23 protein-coding genes are annotated in these 23,202 nt (G+C 68.7%); 11 read left to right on the forward strand and 12 right to left on the reverse strand.

Annotated elements, in window-relative coordinates; translation table 11 throughout:
* Window positions 1-733 precede the first annotated feature (733 nt).
* From WKC72_RS32470 to mrf, 8 genes are all read right to left on the reverse strand, one after another.
* Window positions 734-1,294, reverse strand: a complete 561-nt coding sequence (locus WKC72_RS32470; RefSeq protein WP_005567398.1) for a molybdenum cofactor biosynthesis protein B — start codon at window positions 1,292-1,294, stop codon at window positions 734-736.
* Window positions 1,294-2,781, reverse strand: a complete 1,488-nt coding sequence (locus WKC72_RS32475) for a trypsin-like peptidase domain-containing protein (RefSeq protein WP_370180827.1) — start codon at window positions 2,779-2,781, stop codon at window positions 1,294-1,296. The genes WKC72_RS32470 and WKC72_RS32475 overlap by 1 nt, the downstream gene beginning before the upstream one ends.
* 122 nt (window positions 2,782-2,903) lie before the next feature.
* Window positions 2,904-4,382, reverse strand: coding sequence for a HAMP domain-containing sensor histidine kinase (locus tag WKC72_RS32480; protein WP_037243744.1), 1,479 nt, complete (start codon window positions 4,380-4,382; stop codon window positions 2,904-2,906).
* A complete protein-coding gene (locus WKC72_RS32485; protein WP_005238656.1) occupies window positions 4,382-5,068 on the reverse strand; it encodes a response regulator transcription factor in 687 nt (228 codons plus the stop codon). The genes WKC72_RS32480 and WKC72_RS32485 overlap by 1 nt, the downstream gene beginning before the upstream one ends.
* Before the next feature lie 68 nt (window positions 5,069-5,136).
* Window positions 5,137-5,745 (reverse strand): trimeric intracellular cation channel family protein, encoded by a 609-nt coding sequence (locus WKC72_RS32490; RefSeq protein WP_005238652.1) that lies wholly within the window; start codon window positions 5,743-5,745, stop codon window positions 5,137-5,139.
* Window positions 5,746-5,769: 24 nt separating this feature from the next.
* Complete coding sequence (rpmF, locus tag WKC72_RS32495) at window positions 5,770-5,943, reverse strand: 50S ribosomal protein L32 (protein ID WP_112300807.1); 174 nt, start codon at window positions 5,941-5,943, stop codon at window positions 5,770-5,772.
* Between the two features lie 64 nt (window positions 5,944-6,007).
* The gene (locus WKC72_RS32500; protein ID WP_037243740.1) at window positions 6,008-6,262 is read right to left on the reverse strand and encodes a type B 50S ribosomal protein L31; all 255 of its coding nucleotides are present in this window, start codon (window positions 6,260-6,262) and stop codon (window positions 6,008-6,010) included.
* Window positions 6,259-7,434, reverse strand: a complete 1,176-nt coding sequence (gene mrf, locus WKC72_RS32505) for a ribosome hibernation factor-recruiting GTPase MRF (RefSeq protein WP_370180828.1) — start codon at window positions 7,432-7,434, stop codon at window positions 6,259-6,261. Before mrf ends, WKC72_RS32500 begins: the two co-directional genes overlap by 4 nt.
* 318 nt (window positions 7,435-7,752) lie before the next feature.
* Between mrf and rpmB the strand changes: the two genes are divergently transcribed.
* Genes rpmB through rpsR form a run of 4 tightly spaced genes read left to right on the forward strand, consistent with a single transcriptional unit; the run spans window position 7,753 to window position 8,738 of the window.
* Window positions 7,753-7,989: a 50S ribosomal protein L28 gene (gene rpmB / locus WKC72_RS32510; protein ID WP_005238644.1), complete on the forward strand. Its 237-nt coding sequence runs from the start codon at window positions 7,753-7,755 to the stop codon at window positions 7,987-7,989.
* Window positions 7,989-8,156: a 50S ribosomal protein L33 gene (rpmG, locus tag WKC72_RS32515; RefSeq protein ID WP_037243738.1), complete on the forward strand. Its 168-nt coding sequence runs from the start codon at window positions 7,989-7,991 to the stop codon at window positions 8,154-8,156. Before rpmB ends, rpmG begins: the two co-directional genes overlap by 1 nt.
* Before the next feature lie 12 nt (window positions 8,157-8,168).
* Entirely contained in the window at window positions 8,169-8,474 is a 306-nt protein-coding gene (rpsN, locus tag WKC72_RS32520; protein WP_005259913.1) for a 30S ribosomal protein S14, read from the forward strand.
* Between the two features lie 9 nt (window positions 8,475-8,483).
* Window positions 8,484-8,738 carry a 30S ribosomal protein S18 gene (rpsR, locus tag WKC72_RS32525; protein WP_370180829.1) on the forward strand — a complete coding sequence of 85 codons (255 nt, stop codon included), beginning with the start codon at window positions 8,484-8,486 and terminating at the stop codon, window positions 8,736-8,738.
* A 61-nt stretch (window positions 8,739-8,799) separates the two neighbouring features.
* On the opposite strand, the gene WKC72_RS32530 is transcribed toward rpsR, so the two are convergent.
* The 3 genes from WKC72_RS32530 to WKC72_RS32540 all read right to left on the reverse strand — a co-directional run bounded on the left by WKC72_RS32530 (window position 8,800) and on the right by WKC72_RS32540 (window position 10,988).
* Window positions 8,800-9,393, reverse strand: coding sequence for a DUF305 domain-containing protein (locus WKC72_RS32530; RefSeq protein ID WP_370180830.1), 594 nt, complete (start codon window positions 9,391-9,393; stop codon window positions 8,800-8,802).
* A 71-nt stretch (window positions 9,394-9,464) separates the two neighbouring features.
* Window positions 9,465-9,854 (reverse strand): DUF6153 family protein, encoded by a 390-nt coding sequence (locus tag WKC72_RS32535; protein ID WP_370180831.1) that lies wholly within the window; start codon window positions 9,852-9,854, stop codon window positions 9,465-9,467.
* Between the two features lie 81 nt (window positions 9,855-9,935).
* On the reverse strand, window positions 9,936-10,988 hold the full coding sequence (locus WKC72_RS32540; RefSeq protein ID WP_112300803.1) for a serine hydrolase: 1,053 nt from the start codon (window positions 10,986-10,988) through the stop codon (window positions 9,936-9,938).
* Between the two features lie 141 nt (window positions 10,989-11,129).
* Here WKC72_RS32540 and WKC72_RS32545 point away from each other — a divergent pair, with 141 nt between their 5' ends.
* The 5 genes from WKC72_RS32545 (at window position 11,130) to WKC72_RS32565 (ending at window position 18,449) form a co-directional block, all read left to right on the forward strand.
* Window positions 11,130-12,059, forward strand: coding sequence for an AEC family transporter (locus WKC72_RS32545; protein ID WP_112300802.1), 930 nt, complete (start codon window positions 11,130-11,132; stop codon window positions 12,057-12,059).
* A gap of 14 nt (window positions 12,060-12,073) precedes the next feature.
* The gene (locus tag WKC72_RS32550; RefSeq protein ID WP_112300801.1) at window positions 12,074-12,538 is read left to right on the forward strand and encodes a hypothetical protein; all 465 of its coding nucleotides are present in this window, start codon (window positions 12,074-12,076) and stop codon (window positions 12,536-12,538) included.
* A gap of 4 nt (window positions 12,539-12,542) precedes the next feature.
* Window positions 12,543-13,703 carry an MFS transporter gene (locus WKC72_RS32555; protein WP_112300800.1) on the forward strand — a complete coding sequence of 387 codons (1,161 nt, stop codon included), beginning with the start codon at window positions 12,543-12,545 and terminating at the stop codon, window positions 13,701-13,703.
* 149 nt (window positions 13,704-13,852) lie between these two features.
* Window positions 13,853-17,035 (forward strand): NAD-glutamate dehydrogenase domain-containing protein, encoded by a 3,183-nt coding sequence (locus WKC72_RS32560; RefSeq protein WP_370180832.1) that lies wholly within the window; start codon window positions 13,853-13,855, stop codon window positions 17,033-17,035.
* A 52-nt stretch (window positions 17,036-17,087) separates the two neighbouring features.
* On the forward strand, window positions 17,088-18,449 hold the full coding sequence (locus tag WKC72_RS32565; RefSeq protein ID WP_037243721.1) for an NAD(P)/FAD-dependent oxidoreductase: 1,362 nt from the start codon (window positions 17,088-17,090) through the stop codon (window positions 18,447-18,449).
* A 24-nt stretch (window positions 18,450-18,473) separates the two neighbouring features.
* Here WKC72_RS32565 and WKC72_RS32570 read toward each other — a convergent pair whose 3' ends face one another.
* Complete coding sequence (locus WKC72_RS32570) at window positions 18,474-20,000, reverse strand: PucR family transcriptional regulator (protein WP_370180833.1); 1,527 nt, start codon at window positions 19,998-20,000, stop codon at window positions 18,474-18,476.
* A 288-nt stretch (window positions 20,001-20,288) separates the two neighbouring features.
* Here WKC72_RS32570 and WKC72_RS32575 point away from each other — a divergent pair, with 288 nt between their 5' ends.
* Both WKC72_RS32575 and WKC72_RS32580 read left to right on the forward strand, forming a co-directional pair.
* Window positions 20,289-21,527, forward strand: coding sequence for an MFS transporter (locus WKC72_RS32575; RefSeq protein WP_268791183.1), 1,239 nt, complete (start codon window positions 20,289-20,291; stop codon window positions 21,525-21,527).
* A 17-nt stretch (window positions 21,528-21,544) separates the two neighbouring features.
* On the forward strand, window positions 21,545-23,194 hold the full coding sequence (locus tag WKC72_RS32580) for an amidohydrolase (protein ID WP_370180834.1): 1,650 nt from the start codon (window positions 21,545-21,547) through the stop codon (window positions 23,192-23,194).
* Window positions 23,195-23,202 lie beyond the last annotated feature (8 nt).

Consider the following 23,202-nt stretch of genomic DNA (forward strand, 5'->3'; position numbering starts at 1 on the left):
TCGGGCCCAGCGCAGTATCCAGAGCTGTGATGTCCGCAGAGTGAACTACGGATGATCACAGCTCGATAACCGCGCTGAAGACGAAATCACTGACGAACTGTCAGAGTTCCGACTGGGCAACGGCACATCGACCCTGCCCTCCATCTCCAGTACTGACTCGCCGAGGACAGTAACCGGCAGGTGGTTGCCTAAGCAATTAATTCCATCGGAAACGGAATCGTGATGTATGCCACACCCGAAAACGTGTCCAACGTGTGGGATTTGCGCGAGAATTCCGACCACTTGCCACTCCCCTGACCTGCAGGTTCACTGGCTGTTCACGTTAAGTTCGGTAACGTTTACATTCGGTTCACAAGCTCGAAGGATGTCTGTTCTGACCGGAATGTGATGCCTGAAAGAACGCTGAAGAGCACCCCGCGCCCGGGAAAATTCCGCTCGGGCAGACGCACAAAAACTCAGGGTGATCGCAGGGCGCGACCGCAGATCACGATTCGCTTAAGGTGAGGGTTTCGAAGATAACTACCCGTGATGTGGGGGGCGCTGACGGCGCAGCCATTCGTCGCCGGCAGCGGCGCCGGGCCCGTCCCCGGGTTCGCGTTCGTCCGCGGTGGTGTCGGGGAAGACGTCCCCGAAGATGCGTTCGAGCCGGGCCCTGTCGATCGGGGCCCGGCTCGGAACTGCCTGCTCGTCGGGCTCGCTGGGCGAGTCCGGCTCGTCGGAACGAGAAATCGTCTCAGCCTTCCAGACCGGACAATTCGGAAATCACGTGCGCCGCGAGCGGCGTCAGGGTGGCCATGCCGTCCCGGACCGCGGCGCGGGAGGAAGCGAGGTTTACCACGAGTGTGCTGCCGGACACTCCGGCGAGCCCGCGGGAGAGCCCAGCGTCCAGGGAACCGGCGGCGAGACCCGAAGACCGGAGGGCCTCCGAGATTCCCGGAATCTCGCGGTCGAGGACCTCGGCGGTGACGTCGGGAGCGACGTCACGGGGCGACACGCCGGTGCCGCCGACGGAGACGACGAGGTCGACGCCACCGATGACGGCCGTGTTGAGCGCGTTGCGGATCTCCACCTCGTCGGCCGCCACCGCCACGATGGCGTCGACGATGAAGCCGGCCTCGTTCAGCAGTTCCGTCACCAGAGGCCCGATGGAGTCCTTGCCGTCACCGTGAGCGGTGCGGTCGTCGACGATTACCACCAGCGCGCGGCCGGCCAGCGAGGCTTCGATGTCCATGGTCCCTACCGTAGTGGCCCCGTTCAGAACGGACTCGACCTGCCCGAGAATCCCCGTGTTCATCAGCGGCCACCCTGTTCGGCGGTTCCGAGCGTGACGTCGACGGTCTTCGTATTGGATCCGTTCCCGTCGGTGTAAGTGATGGACACGTTGTCTCCCGGTGCGTGTGAACGGATGGCGGCGATAAGTGCGTCGCCGCTGGTGATGACGCGATCGTCGACCTTGGTGATCACCGACCCCTTCGGAATTCCCGCCTTCTCCGCCGGGCTGCCCGACGTGACCTCGACGACGGTGGCACCGTTGGCGGCGTCCTGCGACGGGACCTGGATCCCGATGACAGCCTGGGTGGCCTTGCCCGTCTTGACCAGCTCGTCCGCGATGCGCCGGGCCTGGTCGACCGGGATCGCGAAGCCGAGTCCGATGGATCCGCTCTGCTCACCCGCACCGGAACCACCGATGCTCGCGATGGCGGTGTTGATGCCGATCAGCTGGCCGTCCATGTTGACGAGGGCGCCGCCGGAGTTGCCCGGGTTGATCGCCGCGTCCGTCTGGAGGGCGTCGATGACGGTGTTCTGGTTGCCGGACTCACCGCTGGTGGACACCGGGCGATTGAGCGCCGAGATGATGCCCTCGGTGACGGTCCCGGCCAGGCCGAGGGGCGACCCGATCGCCACGACCTGCTGTCCGACCTGCACGTTGCCGGACGTTCCCAGCTCGATCGGAGTGAGATCGGTCTTGCCGTCCACCTTGATGACCGCAAGATCGGACACGGGGTCGGCGCCGACCAGCTTGGCGTCCGCCGTGCTGCCGTCCGAGAAGGCGACCGTCAGCTTGCCACCCTTGGCGGCCGCGCCCGCGACGTGATTGTTGGTGAGGATCATGCCGTCGGACGAGATGACGATGCCGGATCCTTCTCCACCGGAACCGCCCGCCGTCGCCACCTCGATCTGGACGACGCTCGGGACCACCTTGTTCGCGACCGCCTGCACCGAACCGGCCGGTGCGTTCGCGGCCGGGGTCGCGGTGTTGTTCTTGGGGGCGTCGAGGGAGTTGGTCACCGCGGCGCCGCTACCGTTCCGGTCGGTTGCCAAAGAGCCCACGACGCCACCGATGCCACCGCTCACGAGGGCGAGCGCCACAGCGCCCACCACGATGGCGGTGCGGGCGGGACGCTTGGTCACGGTCGCCGTCGATCCCTCCCCGGCCTGTCCGGGGCCCTGAAGGCCGGGGAACGGGCCCTGAGGCGCACCGTGCTGCCCGGCCGCGTGCTGGGCACCCGGATGTCCCGGGGCGCCGTGCTGAGGCTGTCCGAACTGCTGTGTGGGCTGGTGCGGCGCACCGTACGGATTGCCCTGGGGGTACCCGGCCGCGCCGTAGGCCTGCTGCCCCATCGGACCGCCCGCGGGGTTCTGCGGAGTGGCCGGAAACTGCTCGGTCGGGTGGTAACCCGGCGTCGACTGCGGGTGGGCGGGCTGATCGGGGCGCGCGCCCTGGTCGCCACCGGCATTGTCGCGGCTGCTGCCGTCGTGACTGTTTCGATCTTCGGTCATCGCATCACTTCCATCTCCCGCGACCGCCCGCAGGGGCAGTCGCACCGTCTCTGTGTACGAGAGTGCCCGGTGGGACTGAGAAGGTCCTGAGACCGGCCTTTGAGTTAGCCGAGACCCTGAGACTATTCCGCTTCGGGTTCGCCCGGAAGGACGATCCGGATGAGCGCACCGCCCCGTTCGGAGACGTCGACGGCGATCGTGCCGCCGTGCTTGACCACGACCTGCCTGACGATGGCCAGCCCCAGCCCGGAGCCGGGCATCGAGCGCGAGGCCGTCGACCGGTAGAAACGGTCGAACACCAGCTCCCGATCCTCCTCCGGAATGCCCGGTCCCGCGTCGTCCACCGTGAGTTCGAGAAGTCCGTCGCCTGCCGGCTTCATCGCCACACGCACCTGCTCACCGGTGGGACTCCACTTGGCCGCGTTGTCGAGCACGTTGAGCACCGCCCGCGACAGTCCCGCGTGGTCGCCGTAGACGAACCAGGGCACGGTGACTGCGGTGAAGTCGATCTCGTTGCGCCGGCGGCGTGCCCGCTCGAGGCTCCGTTCCACCACTTCGCTGAGATCGACTCTCTCGAAGATGGTTTCCGGCGCGTCCTCACGGGCAAGATCCACGAGGTCGCCCACCAGCTGTGAGAGTTCCTCGATCTGCGCCACCACGTCGGTACGCAACTCGGCCATGTCCTCGTCCGGAATATGCGGTGCGCCAGGACGACTCGATGCGATCAGCAACTCCATGTTGGTGCGTAGCGACGTCAGCGGGGTCCGCAGTTCGTGTCCCGCATCGGCGACGAGCCTGCTCTGCCGCTCCCGCGACTCCGCGAGCGCCCTCAGCATCGTGTTGAAACTCTCGGTGAGCCGGGCGAGTTCGTCGTTGCCCGTCACCGGCATGGGCGTCAGGTCGTCGGTCCGGGCCACCCGTTCCGTGGCGGCGGTGAGCCGGGCGATCGGACGCAGACCGGTGCGCCCCACCGTCGTTCCGGCGGCGGCCGCGAGGACCACTCCGCACCCGCCGACGATGAACAGCACCCAGGCGAGCCGGTCGAGCACGGCACCCGTCGGCGCCAGTCGCTGCGCGATCACCAGCGTGCTGCCGTCCTGGGTGCGCTCGGCCAGCACCCGCTGATTCTCCGCCGTCCGCAACGACGTGTCGCGCTCGCCGCGGGCCACCGACAGTTCGGGTTCGCCGATGGGGACACTCGACCCCGGCGGCGTGTACGTGTCGAGGTCCGGGAAGATCAGCGCCACACTGATATCCGTCGTGTACAGCGTCGCGCCCGCGATGTAGCGCGGATCGAACGTCACGAGATTGCTGTCGATGAGCGCCGACGCCCGGGTGCGCAGCTGGTTGTCCACATCCGCGTACAGCGCCCGCGACACCACGGCGTACGCCGCGATGGCCATCACGGCCACCGCGATGGCCACCACGGACGCGGCGAGCAGCGTCACCCGCCACCGCAGCGACACCGACCGCGTCAACGGCATCGGAGGCCGCATCTCGGGTGGTAACGGGATCGGACCTGTGGGGTGCCGGGAAATGTGGTGCGAGTCGTGCTTCGCCGACCCCGACTTGTCGGCGGTCTTGTGGAACGGAACTGCCATCACGGAGGAGTCTCCCGCAGCACGTAGCCGACTCCGCGGACGGTGTGCAACAGGCGGGTCTCTCCGTCCGCCTCCGTCTTGCGACGCAGATACCCGACGTACACCTCCAGCGCGTTGCCGGACGTCGGGAAGTCGTAACCCCACACCTCCTCGAGGATGCGGCCGCGGGTCAGCACCCGGCGCGGGTTGGCCATCAGCATCTCGAGAAGCGAGAACTCGGTGCGGGTGAGACTGATGGACCGCTCGCCACGCGTCACCTCGCGGGTGACCGGGTCGAGCGTGAGGTCCTCGAACGTCATCTTCTCCGAGTCGATGCCCGGCTCCGGCGCGGCGCGGCGCAGCAGTGCGCGCAGCCGGGCCAGCAACTCCTCCAGGGCGAAGGGTTTCGGCAGGTAGTCGTCGGCTCCGGCGTCCAGGCCCGACACCCGCTCCGACACGGAGTCGCGTGCCGTGAGGACGAGAATCGGCAGGTCGTCGCCGGTACTCCGCAGCCGTCGGCACACCTCGAGACCGTCCAGGCGCGGCATCATCACATCGAGCACGAGTGCGTCGGGGCGCGCGTTCGCCACCTTCTCGAGGGCATCGATACCGTCGACGGCCAGTTCCACCGAGTATCCGTTGAAGCTGAGAGACCGCCGTAAGGACTCCCTCACGGCGCGATCGTCGTCGACCACCAAAATGCGCATACCCGACAGTTTGGCCCGATCAACTGAGATATGTCTGAGAAGGGATCATCGAAGTGCGATGGCGCCGGTCACTCGAGGACCCGCGGGCCCGGCAGACCCCAGTTCCGCCACAGCGCCAGCACCCGCAGCGCCGACGCGAACACCGTGCCCACCACCAGCGCCACGTCGGTGCCCGAACCCCACTCGCTCACCACGACCACCAGCGCCGAACCGAGCAGCGCCGGCACTGCGTAGAAGTCCCGCTGCAGCAGCAACGGGACCTCGTTCACCAGCACGTCGCGCAAGATCCCGCCGCCGATCGCCGCCGTCCCGCCGATGAGACACGACGCGAGCGGACTCGCCCCGTGGTCGAGCGCGATCACCGCGCCCGTGCTCGCGAACAGGCCCATGCCCAGAGCGTCGAGCACCAGGATCTCCCGGCGCAGTCGCCCGACAGTCGAATGCAGGAAGAACACCAGCAACGACATGCCGAACGACGTGCCGAGGTTCGGCCAGCTGCCCAGCGACGTCGGCGGGTGGATGCCCAGCAGGACGTCGCGGACGATGCCGCCACCGAGAGCGGTGAAGACACCGACCACGCACACACCGAAGATGTCGAGGCGCTTCGTCACCCCCACCAGGGCGCCCGAGGCCGCGAACACCGCGATGCCCACCAGTTCCAGGATGTACAGCAGCACCCGCCAAGGTTCGCACGAGGAGCGTCATTTCCCGGCCGGGTCCACCAATCCCAGTTTCACGGCCTTCACCAGCCGGCGCGGCACGCGATGCGTGGCGCCGCCCACCGTCACGTCGACGAGGTCGGGCGCCTGGGCCTTCCACTGCGATCTCCGGCTGCGCGTATTGGACCGCGACATTCTGCGTTTCGGTACTGCCATGGTGTGTCTCCTCCTTCGTCGTCGACCCGTGAGTACTTGTTAACCGCCCGCGGTTAACAAGTACTCACGGGCGCTTGCGCACTCCGTAGCGGCGTTCGAACTTCTCGACGCGGCCCGCGGTGTCCATCACGCGCTGCGCGCCGGTCCAGAACGGGTGCGACTCGCTGGTCACGTCCACGACCACGAGCGGATAGGTGTTACCGTCCGCCCATTCGAGGGTGCGGTCGCTGGTCACCGTCGACCGCGTGAGGAACGTCGTTCCAGTGCTCGCGTCCTGGAACACCACGGGGTGGTAGTCGGGGTGGATGTGGGGCTTCATTCGTGTCCCTCTCTCGATTCGGGTTCTGCGTAGGGTGATTCGCTGCTCTCGCAGGGGTCTTCGTGGAACTGCCCGAACGGGTCGGGCCACGACTGCCAGGCGGCCTCGTCCGCGAGTTCGTCGTCGGTGACGAGCGCCCACTGCAGCGTGCGGTCGATCTCGGTGGGGTCGGCGGCATGCACCAGCACCACCATCGACGTGTGCCGGTCGCCGAAGCGCTCGTCCCAGCACAGCGCTGCCATCGCGCGGCGCGCGACCCCGACCTGTTCCTGTTCCTCCGGGGTCATCGCGGCCAGCCATCGGTCGGCACCGGCCACCCGCAGTCCCCCACCGGCTGATTCGAGCCACAGCGCCTCGTCGGGCTGCGTCGCGACCCATATGCGCCCGCGAGACGTGACGACTCCGTCGAGGAGCACGTCGACGGCCTCGTGTAGTCGCTCCGGATGGAAGGGCCGGGTGGCGGTGAACTCGACGAGCATGACGCCGCAGTCGTGGGACAGCGGCGGCTGCCCGCGCAGCAGTGGTGAGTGGGCGTGGGACGGTTCACCCCGCCGCGCGCCGGCCGGGATGTCGAGGAGCAGGCGCTCGACGTCGGGCGGGTCCCCGCCCCAGACGATCGGCGCGCCCGGTGCGAGCCGGGACAGGACGGCGTGGAGCCGGGCCTGCTGCCAGCCGTCGCCCGCACTGCCCGACACCACCAGTGCGTCGGCGAAGTCCACCTGCCCGACCGTGACCTGCGCAACGGTGCGGTCGTCGTCCAGCGCTTCGTCGCCGGTGGCGTCGGCCAGCCACGATCCCGCGTCGAGGCAGGTGACGACGCCGTCGACGCGCACGTCCCGCGATGCCGGACCGTCGATCTGCCCCACCACGCCGGACACCGCCACGTGCTCGAGCGCCCAGCACACCGCCTCGGGTTCGAGCCTGCGGTCGAGGTGCAGCACGATGCGCTGCACCGAACTGCGGGTGTGCAGGCGGCGGAGCAGCGGGAGAAGGTCCTCGCGGAGCGTGCAGGAGATGCAGCCGTGCGCCAGTTCGAGGACGCCGAGGCGCTCGAGCGGCGCCCCCGACTCCAGCGTGGTGACGGTCCGGCGGACGACGCCTTCGTGCACGAGGTCGAGGTCGTGATGCACGACGACGGTCAACGGTGCCGGTAAGACGACGCTCCTGCGCATTCTCGGCGGCGTCGAGACGCGTTCCCGCACCTGCCCAACCGCTTCTCGCTCACCTCTCGCGCTCCCCCGCCGCCAGGCCGACCCGGCGGCGGCACGGTGCCTTCGCGGAGCAGCGACCGAGCCGCGCCCTCGGTGGGGCCGTTCCACCCGGAAACCAGGATCAGCGGCGTCCGGCCGTCGAGTATCTCACTCACGAGCACCCTTTCGATAACGATTGTCATTACGTGGGCAGAACGCTACATTGGAATCTCGTCGTTGTCGAAAATGATTGTCATAACCTCTCGTGGCGGTTCCGCGAGGGGACAGGAGAGGAACACCATGTCGGCGCACTGCCAGGTGACCGGACGCCAGCCAGGATTCGGCAAGTCCGTGTCGCACTCCCACAAGCGAACCAACCGGCGCTGGGATCCCAACATCCAGAAGAAGACCTACCTCCTGCCCAGTGAGGGCAGGCGGGTCACCCTCACGCTCTCCGCCAAGGGCATCAAAACCATCGACCGGGACGGCATCGAGGCCGTCGTCGCCCGCATCCGCGCCCGCGGGGACAAGATCTGATGGCCACCCGCAACGAGATCCGCCCGATCGTGAAACTGAAGTCGACGGCAGGCACCGGGTACACGTACGTGACCCGCAAGAACCGCCGCAACGATCCCGATCGTCTCGTGATGAAGAAATACGACCCGGTCGTGCGGAAGCACGTCGATTTCCGAGAAGAGAAGTAGCAGACACCGCACATGGCCAAGAAGTCGAAGATCGCAAAGAACGAGCAGCGAAAGATCGTCGTGGCACGCTGGGCCGAGCGCCGCGCGGAGCTGAAGGAGACCATCCGCCGTCCGTCGAGCAGCGAAGACGAGCGCGCGGAGGCCCGGGCGGCACTGCAGCGTCTGCCCCGCGACGCGAGTCCGGTACGATTGCGCAATCGAGACGCTGCGGATGGACGTCCGCGCGGCCACCTGAGGAAGTTCGGGCTCTCTCGCGTGCGTGTTCGCGAGATGGCGCACCGCGGGGAGCTGCCAGGCGTCCACAAGTCGAGCTGGTAAAGGAAGAAGATGGCAGTCAAGAGAACACCGTCGAAGAAGCCGCGTCCCGTCGAGGGCCGCAAGCCCAAGAAGAACCCATTGTTCGCGGCCAAGATCGAGTACGTCGATTACAAGGACATCAACCTCCTCCGCACGTTCATCTCGGACCGCGGCAAGATCCGTAGCCGCCGCGTCACGGGCCTGACCCCGCAGCAGCAGCGTCAGGTTGCCGTCGCCGTCAAGAACGCTCGCGAGATGGCTCTGCTGCCCTTCACGAGCCGGTAACTCACGTAGGCACCGAAAAGGCCGCGTAATCCACGGATTACGCGGCCTTTCGTCATTCCGGTCAGCCGAGCGCGGCCTGCATGTCGGCGATCTCCTTCTGCTGGGCGGTCACGATGTCGGTGGCCATCTGCTTGGCCTCCGGGTTCTCACCGTCGGCCAGTTCGGTGTTCGCCATGTCGATCGCGCCCTCGTGGTGCTCGATCATCATGGTCAGCCATTGCCGGTCGAACTCCGTGCCCGACAGTGCCGTCAGGGCGTCCATCTGATCGGCCGACATCATTCCGTCGCCGTGACTCATGCCGTGCATGCCGAACATGTCGGGCGTCGGAACCGGTTTCCCCCACTGCTGGAGCCAGGCCGTCATCCGGTCCATCTCGGGTTGCTGCGCCGCCTCGACCGCGGCGGCGAGAGCAACCACGTCGGCGTTGTCGGTGCGGCCGGCGACCAGGTCGGCCATCTCGACCGCTTGCGCGTGATGCGGGTACATCCCTTCCAGGAACGCGACATCGGCGTCGTTGAACCGCGCCTGCGATTCGACCACGGACGTCGAGGCACCGGACGTCGACGAGGTGCCTGCCGAGTCGGTGCCGCAGCCGGTCAGGACGAGAGCCGCGCCTGCAGCGGCGGCGATCAGGACAGTGTTGGTGGTACGCATGAGGAACTCCTCGAGATCAGTTCGGGAAAATGACAGTCGGATCCGCCGGGGCACACGCCCCGGGCTCCCTGTCACACCCGCAGAATCGAGAGTTCCGCCAAAGAGAACACCGTCCACGGTGGTGGACCGCGCCCCGACTGCACACGGGCGGCGCTCACCCGGGACCGTCGGCCGACGGGATCGGCGGAATGCCCCCACAGCAACATCACCGACGTCAGCGCGGCGATCACCACGATCACCCCGGCACACTGATGTCCGGTGAGATGGGGTTGCTCGCAGCCGTCCCCGCCGCAACCGTGGGGGTCCTCGGCGTGGGACGCGGCGGCCGGGGGCTGCTCGTGCACCGCCGCGATCGCGGTCGGCGCGATCAGGCTGTGCATGAGGAGCACCCCGGCGGCGACGGCGATCAGCAGCGCGGCACGCGCCACGACTGTGCGCCTCCGCCCGGTTGCCGTCTCCACACGACCCACTGTAACCGGACATACCCAGCGGGGGTATCAGCGCATGTGAGTGGCGTTGTGTGTCCCGGGACGCGGAAGCACTCACATGGGGGTGTGGGCGAGGATCTCCAGACCCTGCTGCTCGAGTCCGCCGATGGTGTCGGTGAGGATGACGAGCCCGCGGTCGTTCGCGCGGTCGAGCACGACGGTGCACTGGAAACCACCGGTCGCGCCGCCGTGCAATGTGTAGTCGCGACCTTCGAACGGGACGATCGACCACGTCAGCGCGCGGTAGTTGTCGCCGATCCACCGCGGGTCCATGGCCGCGGCGCCGGGGACCGTCCCGTCGAGGAGTGCCCGGACGTACGTCGACATGTCGTTCGCCGTGGACCGCAACCCGCCGGCCGGGGCGTACGCGTCCAGCGGCCACGGGTCCTGCGACCGGTGCAGGACGTCGAATCCGCGGGTGACGTTCGGGGGCAGGTCGGCGGCGGTGAGCGGCATCCACGACTGCGACAGTCCGAGGGGGACGAGCATGCGCTCGCGGAGCAGCGACGGGTAGTCGGTGTGCGCGGCCGCGGCCAGCGCCTGACCGAGCAGCGCGAAGCCGACGGTCGAATACGAGTAGCTGCCGCGGGTGGTGAGCGGCGCCGACTGCAGTTGCTGCAGCAGCGTCGCCCGGTCGTAGGTGAACGGGTTGGACGCGACCACCCAGTGCCCGACGGCCACCACGGTGTCGGTGCTCATCGGGAACTGCGCCAGCCCGGACGTGTGGGATGCCAGCTCGAGCAGCGTCACGTCGCCGACCGGTGCGCCCTGCAGCGGCAGCAAATCTCCGACCTTCGTGTCCTCGCGCACCTCGCCCCGGGCGACGGCGTCGACGAACAGCTCCGCGGTGAACGTCTTGGTGACGGAACCGATCTCGAAGTCGGTGTCCTCGGTGGCCCCGAAATTCGCGAACCGGGTGCCGGACGCGTCGATGTACGCGACGCTCGCGTTCTCGCGGTAGCTGCGGCCGAGGACCTGCCCGGCGAGTGCGATCAGTTGCGGATCCCCACTCGACGGCGGGGCGAGCGCCGACGCCACGGGAGCGGCACCCCAGGCGAGGGTCCACGCGCAGAACAGCGCACAGAGGACGGTCGTTCGACGCAGCATTGCGACTCCTCGAGCGCGACGGAACACGCGCACAGACGATCTCCCCGACCGGAGGCTATTGTCACCCACCCGAATGCCGAGCACTAGACTTCGGAAGGTTTGCCGACAGGAGGCTGACCTGTCGAGGAGGTGCCCCGCAGCGTGTCGGGAGTGGTTGCGGGATTCACCGTCATATTCGTCATCATCGCCATCGGCTACATGCTCGGCCGTCGCGGGACGCTGGGCGCGGAGGGCGAATCCGTCCTGGGCAGGCTGGTGTTCTTCGTCGCCACACCGGCGCTGCTGTTCGATTCGCTCGCATCGTCCGACCTCTCCGTGATCTTCTCGCCCACTCTGGCCGTCGCGGCTGTCACGGCGTTGACGGTCGGCGCACTGTACATGTTCGTCGCGCGGGTGTGGCTACGCAGGTCCCTTCCGGAACTGACGATCGGCGCACTGTCGGCGTCGTACGTGAACTCCGCGAATCTCGGGATTCCCATCGCGGTGTTCGTCCTGGGCGACGCGTCGTTCGTGGCGCCGCTGCTGCTGTTCCAGATCATCGCGTACTCCCCCATCGCCCTCACCATCCTCGACGTCACCACGCTCCGCCGCGGTGCGTCGCGACTCGACACGATCACCGCGCCGTTCAAGAACCCGATCGTCGTGGCGGGCGCCGCGGGACTGCTGATCGCTCTCCTCGGCTGGACACCCCCGGAAGCCCTGATGCAGCCGTTCCGGCTCATGGGTGGCGCGTCGGTTCCGGGTGCGCTGCTCGCATTCGGCATCTCGCTCTACGGGGTGCGGGTGCTGGAGAAGGGGACGAGTCCGCGACGCGACGTCGCGCTGGCGTCGGTGCTCAAGATCGTCGTGCAACCGGTGCTGGCCTACCTGATGGCGCGCTATCTGCTCGGGCTCGACGGCCACGAACTGTTCGCCATCGTGGTGGTGGCGACGCTGCCGACGGCACAGAACGTCTTCGTCTACGCCAGCCGGTACGGGGTGGGAACCGTCCTGGCGCGGGACACCGCTTTCGTCACCACTTTAGCTGCGATTCCGGGGATTGCGCTGGTCTCCGGCCTCCTCGCGGGATGAGGTTACCGTGGCATATGCGCGTAATCGCCCTCGCAGTGCTGGCCTGCCTCGCCCTCGCCGGATGCGGGTCCGGTTCGAGCACCGACGAACCGACGATTCCCCCGGAGATCGCGTCCGCAGTGGATCCCAGCCCGACCAATCCGTCGTCGGGGATGCCCATTCCCTCCGAAGTGCCCGGCGACGAGTTCGGCACCGTCTTCGAGTCGCGCCCCGACATCGTCCGGGCCAATCCGACGCCGTTCGAGTCGTGGTCCCGTACGGACGGCAACATGGTGGCGATCCACTTCGTCACCGGAACCCCGGAGTGTTACGGCGCCGCCGCGACGGTCACCGAGACCGACACCACGGTCACGATCTCGCTGCGCACCGGCACTCTCCCGGAGGCGGCCGACAAGATGTGCATTCTCGTCGCCGTGTTCGGCACCCTCGAAGTCCCGTTGCAGGCGCCACTCGGCAATCGCCAGGTGATCAACGGATGACCCGGTGAAGCACTGGTTCCTCAACGTCTGCATCGCCACTGCTCTGCTCCAGGCCGTCTATCACGCCGTCCGCGTTCTCGTCTCCTACCGCGTCCTCGCGCTCGGCGGCGACGCCGTCACGATCGGCATCGTCACCGCCCTGTTCTCGCTGGCACCGCTGCTCGTGGCGGTCCGGATCGGACGCGCCGTGGACCGGCGGCACGCCGCCGCGATCCTGCGGACCGGTGTGGTGCTGACGTCGCTCGGTGTCCTGGTGATCGCCGTCAGCAGCGACCTGATCGTCCTCGGGCTCGGCAACGTGATCCTCGGATTCGGCCAGATCCTCGTGACCGTCGCCGCGCAGGGATTCGTCACGCTCCTCTCCCCACCCGGTGAGCTGGACCGGGGATTCGCCGGATTGACGCTCGGCGTCTCGGTCGGCCAGGCCGTCGGAGTTCCGCTGGTCGGGCTGATCGCGGCGGGAAGCTCGGACGGCGGCGGCGTCGAGACCACTCTGGCGTTGACGGTGATGGGGGTGGTGTCGCTGGCCGCGATCCCGTTCGCCTGGCCGATCCGCGAACGCCCGCAGCCGGCGGAGTCGGCGTCCAAGGGCGACCGGCAGTCCGTGGTCAGCATGATCTCGACGACAGGGATGCGGCCTGCCGTGTTCAGCAGCCTGATCGTGCTGGCGTCGGTCGACGTCGTCGTCGCGTATCTCCCCGTTCTCGGGCACGAGTTCGGGTTCAGCGTTCTGCTGGTGACGTTGCTGCTGACCGCGCGGACCGCGGCGTCGATCGTGTCGCGCGCGTTCCTGCCGTGGCTGCTCACCCGCGTGCCGCGGCAGAAACTGCTGATCTCCGCCACGCTGTGCTCGGCACTGCCCACCGCCCTGCTGCCCTTTGTCCCAGACCCGGTCGGGATGGCGTTGCTCCTCGTCGTGGCCGGATTCTTCTGGGGCATCGGTCAACCACTGACGATGACGTGGGTGGCCGGGCTCGTCACCGCCGCCAACCGGGCGGCGGCGCTGTCGCTGCGCCTGACCGGTAACCGGCTCGGGCAGGTACTGATTCCGCTGACCGCGGGCGCCGCGGCGGGGGTCGCGGGCACGTCGTCGATCTTCGTGATCACCGGCGGGCTGCTCGGCACGGCAGCGGTCTCCACCTGGCGAGCTGTGAGTACTTGTTAACCGCCCGCGGTTAACAAGTACTCACAGCTCCGAAACGTCGCGTCCGCCGCGGCACGACGCTCCACTTCGTCGGATGTGGCGTGCGTCTCTTCTCGACACACTGGTTCCCAAGTCACGCGTTTGCCAGATCAGGGGTCAGGAGCCACACGATGAGCTATACCGGTGTCATTCCGAGCACGACCGACACACCCCGTCCACGCCAGGATGAGGCCGCCGTGTCGAGCGCGGTCCTGGCGTCCGGAGGGACCACTCCGCGGCTGCGGTTCGTCGACACCGCGGATGCACCGCCGGAACCGGCCGCCGTCATGGTCTGGCCGCAGGGCACCCCGTTGCTCGCCGAGTTGGTCGCGCTGTTCGCGGACCTCGGTTTGCGGGTCGCGTCCCACGAACAACTGCCCGCGGGTGAGCCCGGCAGCCCGCTGGTCCACCGGTTCGACTTCAGCACCGGCGACTTCGCCTGGGACGCGGACACTCCGGGCCTGCTGTCCGACGCGTTCGAGGCCGCGGCCGCCGGTCATCTGGAGGTCGACGGATTCACCCGGCTCGTCGCCGCGGCGAACCTGACGTGGACGGACGCCGTCCTGGTCCGGGCGGCCTGCCGCTACCTCCGCCAGGTGGGGCTGGGACTGTCGGAACCCAACATCGTGGCGATCCTGTTGCGGCACACCGATTTCGTGCGCGGATTCCGCGACCTGTTCACCGCCCGTTTCGACCCCGCCGTCACCGACACCGACCGCGACAGCGCCGTCGCGGACGCGGAGCGCGTGCTGCTCACCGCGATCGATCGCACCGCGACGATGGACGAGGACCGTCTGCTCCGCGGCCTGCTGTCGTTCACGTCGGCCGTGCTGCGCACCAACTGGTTCCAGCACGACCGCACGATCAGCGCCGCCCCCGCGGCGTTCAAGATCGACCCGTCGCTGTTGTCGCTGTCCGCGGCCGTGACTCCATATCGTGAGATCTTCGTGCACTCGCCGATCGTCGAGGGCAGCCATGTCCGCAGCGGTCCGGTCTCGCGCGGCGGCCTGCGGTGGTCGGACCGCAAGGACGACTTCCGCACCGAGGTTCTGGGTCTGATGAAGACGCAGCACGTGAAGAACTCGCTGATCGTCCCGATGGGCGCGAAGGGCGCGTTCGTGGTGCGCACCGAGACGACCCCGGACGCGGTCCGCGCGGCGTACACGAGCTTCATCGACGGACTGCTCGACGTCACCGACGACATCGTCGACGGTGAGGTGGTCCATCCCCGCGACACGGTGATCTACGACGACGCCGACCCGTATCTGGTGGTGGCCGCGGACAAGGGCACGGCCCGATTCTCGGACCTGGCCAACAGCATCGCGACGCGCCGCGGATTCTGGCTCGGCGACGCGTTCGCGTCCGGCGGCTCCGCCGGCTACGACCACAAGGCGATGGGCATCACGGCGCGCGGCGGATGGGTCTCCGTCCGCAGGCATTTCGCGGAGATGGGCAAGAACGTCGACACGGACGCGTTCACCGTGGTCGGCATCGGCGACATGTCCGGCGACGTGTTCGGCAACGGCATGCTGCTCAGCCGCGCCATCCGACTGGTCGGCGCGTTCGACCACCGGCACATCTTCCTCGACCCCGAACCGGATTCCGAGGCCTCCTACCGCGAACGCGAGCGCCTCGCATCCGTGTCCGGCAGCAGCTGGGACGACTACGACCGGAACCTCGTCTCGGCGGGCGGCGGCGTGTGGCCGCGGACCGCGAAGAAGATCCCGCTGTCGCCGCAGGTGCGTGAACGCCTCGGCGTCACCGCCACCGAACTGCCCCCGCACGAGGTGGTGAAGGCACTGCTGACCGCGGACGTGGACCTGCTGTGGAACGGCGGAATCGGCACGTACGTCAAGGCTTCCACCGAGGGGCACGCCGACGCCGCGGACCCGGCCAACGACGCCGTCCGGGTGGAGGCGAGCGACGTGCGCGCCGCGGTGATCGGCGAGGGCGGCAACCTCGGTCTCACGCAGCGCGCCCGGATCGAGTACGCGCTGAACGGCGGCCGGATCAACGCCGATTTCATCGACAACGCCACCGGGGTCGCCACCTCGGATCGGGAAGTGAACCTGAAGGTCGCGCTGGACGCGGCCGTGGCGGCGGGCGAACTGCCCGCCGCGGAACGGAACACGCTGCTCGCCCGCGTGCAGGACGAGATCGGCGAATCGGTGCTCGCCGACGCCGCCTCCCAGACGCTCGCCATCAGCCTCGCCGAGGTCCACGCACCGTTCCTGCTCGGACGTCACGAGCGGCTGATCGAGAACCTCGAGCGGGACGCCGGGATCAGCCGGGCCGCGGAGGTCCTGCCGTCGGCGGCGGAATTGTCCGCGCGGCACCGCGCCGGCCAGGGACTGGTCCGGCCGGAGATCGCGGTTCTGCTCGCACAGTCGAAGAACCTCGTCGTCACCGAACTGCTCGCCTCCCCCGTGCTCGACGACGCCGTGTTCGACGGTGTTCTCGCCGATTACTTCCCGGCGTCCATCCGCGAACGCGTTCCCCAGCAGATCAGCGGTCACCGGCTCGCCCGGGAGATCGTGGCCGTCATCGTGGCCGGCGACATGATCGACCGTGTCGGACCGGGCCTGATCCACCGCCTCGAGGAGCGGCTCGGCGTCGGCACCCCCGAGATCACCGTCGCGTACGCGGTGGTGCGGCAGGTGTTCGACATCGACCGCCTGTGGAACGAGGTCCTCACCCTGCCCGGCGCGTCCCACCGGACCCGGCTGAACTTGCACTTCGGCATCCAGGACCTGATCGAGCGCACCACGTCCTGGCTGCTGCGGCATCGCGCCGCGGGCACGGACGCGCAGCAGCTGATCGAGCGCTTCGCGAAGCCGGTCCAGGAACTCGCCGCGGCGCTGCCCCGACTCACGGGTGCCCCCGCCCAGGACCTGGGCACGCTGCGGATCCTCGCGCAGGCCTTCGCACTGGAGACCACCGCGCAGTCACTCGACCTGCCGATCACCCAGGTCGCCGAGACGTACCGCGAATTCGGCCGTGTCGTGGGCCTCGACTGGCTGTCGGAACGGTTCTCCGTCGGCGAGACCGGGACCGCCTACTGGGAGGCGATGGCGGGCGCCGTCCTCGTCGACAACCTGCAGGAGCACTGGCACGGCCTGATCGGACTGGTGCTGCGCGACGCCTCGCCCGCGACGTCCGCCGCCGACGCCGTCGCCCAGTGGCTGACCGAACACACCACCGCCGCGGACCGCCTGGCACAGATGCTCGGCGAGCTACGGAGCCACGACCGCGTGGACAACTCGAGCATCTGCGTCATCGATGCCGAGCTGTCGCTCGCGCTCACCCGCTGCTAACAGAACCCCCTTTTCACGAACCCGTCAGCACTTCAACCAAAGGAGCTCGAAAGTGCCTACTCTCCAACGTGATGTCGCCATCGTCGGCGCCGGCCCGTCCGGCCTGGCCGCAGCCACCGCGCTGCGCAAGGCGGGGCTGTCCGTCGCGGTCCTGGAGGCGCGCGACCGCGTCGGAGGTCGGACCTGGACCGACACCATCGACGGCGCGATGCTGGAGATCGGCGGCCAGTGGGTCTCCCCCGACCAGACGACGCTCATCGCCCTGCTCGACGAACTCGGCCTCGAGACGTTCGACCGGTACCGCGAGGGTGAGTCCGTCTACATCTCCGCCGCGGGCGAACGCACCCGCTACACCGGCGAATCCTTCCCCGTCGACGAGACGACCCGCAAGGAGATGGACCGGCTGATCCAGATCCTCGACGACCTCGCCGCGCAGGTCGGGGCCGAGGAGCCCTGGGCGCACCCGCTGGCCCGCGAACTGGACACGATCTCGTTCAAGCACTGGCTGATCGAGCAGTCCGACGACGCGGAGGCCCGCGACAACATCGGCCTGTTCATCGCAGGCGGCATGCTGACCAAGCCTGCGCACTCGTTCTCGGCGCTGCAGGCCGTGCTCATGGCCGCGTCCGCCGGATCGTTCTCGCACCTGGTGGACGAGGACTTCATCCTCGACAAGCGCGTCATCGGCGGCATGCAGCAGGTGTCGATCCGGATGGCGGCCGCCCTCGGCGACGACGTCTTCCTGAACGCGCCCGTGCGCACCGTCCAGTGGAGCGAGGACGGCGCAGTCGTGCTGGCGGACGGGGACATTCGCGTGGAAGCGTCCCGCGTCGTGCTCGCCGTCCCGCCGAACCTGTACTCCCGCATCTCCTACGACCCGCCGCTGCCGCGCCGCCAGCACCAGATGCACCAGCACCAGTCGCTGGGACTCGTCATCAAGGTGCACGCCGTGTACGAGACCCCGTTCTGGCGTGAAGACGGCCTCGCCGGCACCGGATTCGGCGCGTCCGAGGTCGTCCAGGAGGTGTACGACAACACCAACCACGAGGACACCCGGGGAACCCTCGTCGCGTTCGTGTCGGACGAGAAGGCCGACGCGATGTTCGAGCTGAGCGAGGAGGAGCGTCGCGCCACCATTCTCGGTTCGCTCGCCCGCTACCTCGGACCGAAGGCCGCCGAGCCGGTCGTCTACTACGAGTCCGACTGGGGCTCCGAGGAATGGACCCGGGGCGCGTACGCCGCGAGCTTCGACCTCGGTGGCCTGCACCGGTACGGCAAGGACTCGCGGACGCCGGTCGGACCGTTCCACTTCTCCTGCTCGGACATCGCCGCCGAGGGCTACCAGCACGTGGACGGCGCCGTGCGGATGGGTCAGCGCACCGCCGCGGACATCGTCGCCCGCCTCGGAAAGTAGTCCCGTCCGATCATCGCCCGGCAGTCACGACTGCCGGGCGATGATCGCGAGCAGCAGTTCGGCCCGCACCCGCGCCACGTCCAACCGGCAGTCGATCAACGATTCGATCCGCGCCATGCGACTGCGCAGGGTGTGCCGGTGCACGCCCATCGCCGCCGCCGCCGACTCCCAGTGCCCGTTCGCCTCGAGGAACGCCCGCAGCGATCCCAGCAGTTCCGTGCCGTTGGTGCGGTCGTAATCGTCGATCGGCGCGATCATCGTGTCCGCCAGGGAGTTCAGCACCTCCCGCGTCGAGCTGAAGGCGAGCAGCGCGCTACCGGTCAGCGCCGCGAACTCCAACGGCTCCGCCCCCGCCTCGGCGGCCGACGCGGCCAGCTGGGACTGTTCGATGGCCGCCACCAGACCGGCGACCTCCCGCCTCCCGCTCAACCCCGCACGGATCGCCTTCCGCGCCGGCGCGGGCAGTCCGCGCAGCATCGCCCGCGCGAAGTCGACGTCGTCGGTGCCCCGCAGCAGAACGGTGACCCGCGTATCGTGACGGCGCGAGAAGAGTTGCCGTCCGGCCTTGTTCATGGCGACCGCGACCGCCGACTCCACCCGTTCCGCGAGTGCCGGTGTCTCGGCCACGACCGTGAGTCCGCGGACCATCCCGTCCGCGTCCGCGGCGTGCCGGATCTGCGACCAGGCGGGCGCGAGGTCGCGGTCCTCGGTGAGCAGCAGGCCGAGGGCGTGCGAATTGAGCCGGTTCTGTGCGGTCCTGAGCCGTACCGGTTTCTCGAAATCCAAGGCGAGCAACGAGTTCGCGTGGCCGAGCAGGATCTGGTCCACGTGGCTGAGCGCGGTGGGACTGATCACGGCGAGATGTCCGTGCGGGGTGCTGCCGACACTGATCTGCTGCACCGTGATCGACGCGCCCGACCGTGCAAGCGACACACTGCTCGACGCTCCGCCGGCGCCTGCCTCGAGCACTTCCCGCAGTTCCCCGAGCACGTCCTCCGCGGGCTGCGCCGGATGGGACTCCAGCACCCGGCCGGACAGGTCGAGGAGCAGGACGGTGGCCGACGTGGCGACGGCCAGCTCGCGCACGGTGGCGCCGGTGCCGCCCTGGATGACGGCGCGGGTCATCCGCGGTTGCGCCCGGGACGCGCGCAGCACCGCCTCGTACTCCTGCTCCGCGAGTCGGTTCATGACCCGCTTGACCACGGCCGCGAACGGTGTCGGCAACGGCACCTCGAGCAACGGCAGCCCGATCTCGTCGGCGACGGCCACCAGGTCCTCGGGCACCTCCGGGTGCGAGAGGCCGGTGCCGAACCCGACCGCGGCCACCCCGGCTTCACCGAGGCCGCGCAGGTATCGCGCCCGGTCGGCGGCGGTCAGCGGAAGCCGGATGCCGGTGGTGAGGAGCAATTCTCCGCCGGAGAGCCACCGGAAGGGGTCTTGCAGTTCGGTGGTGTGGGCGAACGTGATCTCGTTGCCGAGACCGCCGGCGCCGCCCTTCAACTCGAGAGCCAGGTCCGGCTGGGACAACATCCAGCGAACGGCAACGGTCATGTCGGCTCCTGCGCAGTTGCGGTCGGGTCCGTGCCACCCTGACCGGTCGGAATCGGGATGGCGCTGGACAAGTTGGCCAGCGGGGCCCGAGCGACTACTCCATTGTGTCAGACGTCGACCTCGGGCAACGCCGAAACCCAACATTAACGAATTGAGTTCGTTTGCCCCCTTGCGTATGGCGCGCGCCCTCCGCATACTTAACGAATCCAATTCGCTAAGTGACCCACGTCTCACGCGGGCCGCCACCCGAGACACGGAGTTGTCGTTGACCCACCCCAGGAATCCCACGTGACCGCCGCCGTCCGCGTCCCACTGACACTCGGCCGCGGTATCGCCACGTTCAGCGTCTTCGTCGTCGGCTACATCACGGCCAATCTGATCCCGCTCATGATCATCGCGATGGTCGACGATCTCGGCATCACCCAGACCGTCGCGGGCGCCGTCCTCACCGGCTCCCTGCTGGCTACCGCGCTCGTCTGCCTCGCGACCACCCGGTGGGCGGCGGGGCGCTCGCGCCACCTGCTCGGCCGCGTCAGCCTCGTCGTGATGGCCGCCGGATTCGCCGTCGCCGCCACAATCCACTCGGCGCCGATCGCGTGCACCGCGATCATCGTCGGCGGGATCGGTGCCGGCGGCGCGGTCGCGGTCGGCGGGGCGGCCCTGGCCGCGCTGAACAATCCGAACCGGGTGTCCGGGATCAACGGGCTCGTCAACCGCACCGCGGTCACCGGGATCCTGGCACTGATCCCGATCCTCGGCCTGCACATGACCAATGCTTTCGGGATCGTCGCGGTGCTGGCGGTGGCGACGGTGTTCACGATCACCTGGTTGCCGTCCGCCCCCGCCGTCGAGGACGACGAGGCGAGCACCGCGCGCACCCGGACCCCGTTGCCCGAGGGCGTCACCGAGAAGAAGCTGGCCGTCGCCGGATTCACCCTGCTCGTGCTCTTCGCGATCTGGGCGATCGGCGAGGACTCGCTGTGGGCCGTGTCCGGCATCATGGGCGCCGAACACGCCGCCCTGACGGAACAGCAGATGGGTCTGGCCCTCAGCCTCTCCACCGCAGGCGGCATCGGCGCCGCCCTCGTCCTGACCGCGCTCGGTTCCCGCCTCGGACGCACCGTCCCCACCGCCGTCCTCCTCGTACTCGGCGCGGCCCTCAAACTGGGCTCGTGCCTCGCCACCGATTCGACGACGTATCTGGTGCTCATCATCGCCTGGAACACGGTGTACGCCGCGGCGTTCATCTACGTGGTGGCCATCGCGGCCGCGCTGGACTCGTCCGGCCGCTGGTCCGCCCCGCTCCTCGGGACGTATCTGGTGGGGTCCGCGTTCGCCCCGCTCTTCGGCACCCTCGTGACCGGCGCAGTCGGCTACGTCGCGTTCGGGTTCGTCCTGGCGGGCATCAGCCTCGTCCTGCTCGTGCCGATCGTGTCGATCGCCCGCCTGTCGACGCGCACCGAGCGCGCGTCCGCGTCACCCGGACAGGATCCCACTGCCCGGTACACCACCTCGGTCGTCGTCTGACGGAAAGAGAGAACACCATGAACACCGACACGACGACCCACTACCGCGGCGGCCGGATCTTCACCGCCGCCGAACCCGCCTGGGCCGAGTCGATGATCGTCCAGGGCGATCGCCTCACGTACGTCGGCGACACCGCCACCGCCGACACGCTGTCCGGCGACGCCCGCGTCGTCGAACTCGGCGGAGCCTTCGTCCTGCCCGGCTTCATCGACGCCCACACCCACCTGCTGATGATGGGCCAGGCCCTCCAGAAGGTGGACCTGCAGAGCGCCGCGGATCTGAACGACATCCAGGACCGTCTCCGCCGGTTCGCCGCCGAGAACCCGGACGCACCCCGGATCCTGGGACGCAGCTGGCTGTTTCCCGCACTCGACGGGCACGCGCCGACACGGCAGATGATCGACGCGGCCGAGGCCGACCGACCGGTGTACCTCGATTCCAACGATGTGCACTCGGCGTGGGTGAACACGGCCGCGCTCCGCGAACTCGGGATCGACGCGGACACCCCGGACCCGATCGGTGGCCGGATCGAGCGCGATCCCGTCACCGGCGAGGCCACCGGCATGCTCTACGAGACGGCGGTGACCCAGATCGTGTGGCCCACCCTCGCGAAGCTGGTCAGCGACACCGAGCGGGATGTCGCCCTCGCGGCAGCGTTCGAGCAGTATCTCGCGGACGGCGTCACCGGGGCGGTCGACATGGCGCTCGGCGCGGACGAAGTCGAGGCTCTCGAGCGCGCACTGGCCGCGGGCGGGGGCACGCTGCCGCTCCGGGTGGCCGGGCACTGGCTGATCGAACGAACCGACTCGGACGAGGAGAACGTCCGCCAGGTGCACGAGGCTGTGGAGCATCAGAGACGCCTGCAGGGTCCGTGGCTGCGGATGGCCGGGATCAAGATCATCATCGACGGCGTCATCGACAGCTGTACCGCGGCGATGAAGGAGCCGTACTCGGACGGCACGAATGCCGAACCGATCTGGGACCTCGCCTCGCTGGCACCGGTGGTCGTCGCGGCGGATGCCGCCGGCCTGCAGGTGGCCCTGCACGCCATCGGCGACGAGGCGTCGGAGATCGCGCTCGCCGCGCTCGAACAGGCGATCGCCGCCAACGGGATTCGCCCGCGTCGGCACCGGATGGAGCACCTGGAGACGATCACGAAGGACAACGTGCAGCGACTGGCGCGCCTCGGCATCGTCGCATCGATGCAGCCGGTCCATGCCGACCCGGCGATCCAGGACAACTGGCGGGCGATGCTGGGCGACCATCGGGTCGAGCGGGCGTTCCCGTGGCCCGAGATGACCGCCGCGGGCGCCGTCCTCGCGCTGGGTTCCGACGCCCCCACGGCGCCGCATCCTCCGCTGCCCAACATGTACATCGCGACGACGCGCAAGTCCGCGATCGATCCGGTGCTCGCGCCGAACCTGCCCGAGTACGCCCTGCCGATGGCGGACGCGCTCGCGCACGCCACCCGCGACGCCGCCTACTCGTGCCGCTGGGACGACCTCACCGGTCAACTCGTCGCGGGCAAGGCCGCCGACTTCGTCGTCCTCGACGGGGATCCGTTCACCGCAGGCGCCGATTCCCTCCTCACCGCGCGGGTGCAGCTGACCGTGGTGGCCGGCGCGGTGCGTCACGAGGTGGAGGTGGCGGGCAGCCACCCTGCGTAGCCTTCCCG

Source organism: Rhodococcus wratislaviensis (assembly GCF_041228765.1).
Taxonomy (GTDB): domain Bacteria; phylum Actinomycetota; class Actinomycetes; order Mycobacteriales; family Mycobacteriaceae; genus Rhodococcus_F; species Rhodococcus_F wratislaviensis.

Coding starts and splice junctions, on each gene's coding strand:
- rpmB (WP_005238644.1), top strand. CDS start 7,753: ATGTCGGCGCACTGCCAGGTGACCGGACGCCAGCCAGGATTCGGCAAG.
- WKC72_RS32540 (WP_112300803.1), bottom strand. CDS start 10,988: ATGCTGCGTCGAACGACCGTCCTCTGTGCGCTGTTCTGCGCGTGGACC.
- WKC72_RS32470 (WP_005567398.1), bottom strand. CDS start 1,294: ATGAACACGGGGATTCTCGGGCAGGTCGAGTCCGTTCTGAACGGGGCC.
- WKC72_RS32530 (WP_370180830.1), bottom strand. CDS start 9,393: ATGCGTACCACCAACACTGTCCTGATCGCCGCCGCTGCAGGCGCGGCT.
- WKC72_RS32550 (WP_112300801.1), top strand. CDS start 12,074: ATGCGCGTAATCGCCCTCGCAGTGCTGGCCTGCCTCGCCCTCGCCGGA.
- rpsN (WP_005259913.1), top strand. CDS start 8,169: ATGGCCAAGAAGTCGAAGATCGCAAAGAACGAGCAGCGAAAGATCGTC.
- WKC72_RS32475 (WP_370180827.1), bottom strand. CDS start 2,781: ATGACCGAAGATCGAAACAGTCACGACGGCAGCAGCCGCGACAATGCC.
- WKC72_RS32570 (WP_370180833.1), bottom strand. CDS start 20,000: ATGACCGTTGCCGTTCGCTGGATGTTGTCCCAGCCGGACCTGGCTCTC.
- WKC72_RS32560 (WP_370180832.1), top strand. CDS start 13,853: ATGAGCTATACCGGTGTCATTCCGAGCACGACCGACACACCCCGTCCA.
- WKC72_RS32500 (WP_037243740.1), bottom strand. CDS start 6,262: ATGAAGCCCCACATCCACCCCGACTACCACCCCGTGGTGTTCCAGGAC.
- WKC72_RS32580 (WP_370180834.1), top strand. CDS start 21,545: ATGAACACCGACACGACGACCCACTACCGCGGCGGCCGGATCTTCACC.
- rpmF (WP_112300807.1), bottom strand. CDS start 5,943: ATGGCAGTACCGAAACGCAGAATGTCGCGGTCCAATACGCGCAGCCGG.
- rpmG (WP_037243738.1), top strand. CDS start 7,989: ATGGCCACCCGCAACGAGATCCGCCCGATCGTGAAACTGAAGTCGACG.
- WKC72_RS32485 (WP_005238656.1), bottom strand. CDS start 5,068: ATGCGCATTTTGGTGGTCGACGACGATCGCGCCGTGAGGGAGTCCTTA.
- mrf (WP_370180828.1), bottom strand. CDS start 7,434: ATGCGCAGGAGCGTCGTCTTACCGGCACCGTTGACCGTCGTCGTGCAT.
- WKC72_RS32480 (WP_037243744.1), bottom strand. CDS start 4,382: ATGGCAGTTCCGTTCCACAAGACCGCCGACAAGTCGGGGTCGGCGAAG.
- rpsR (WP_370180829.1), top strand. CDS start 8,484: ATGGCAGTCAAGAGAACACCGTCGAAGAAGCCGCGTCCCGTCGAGGGC.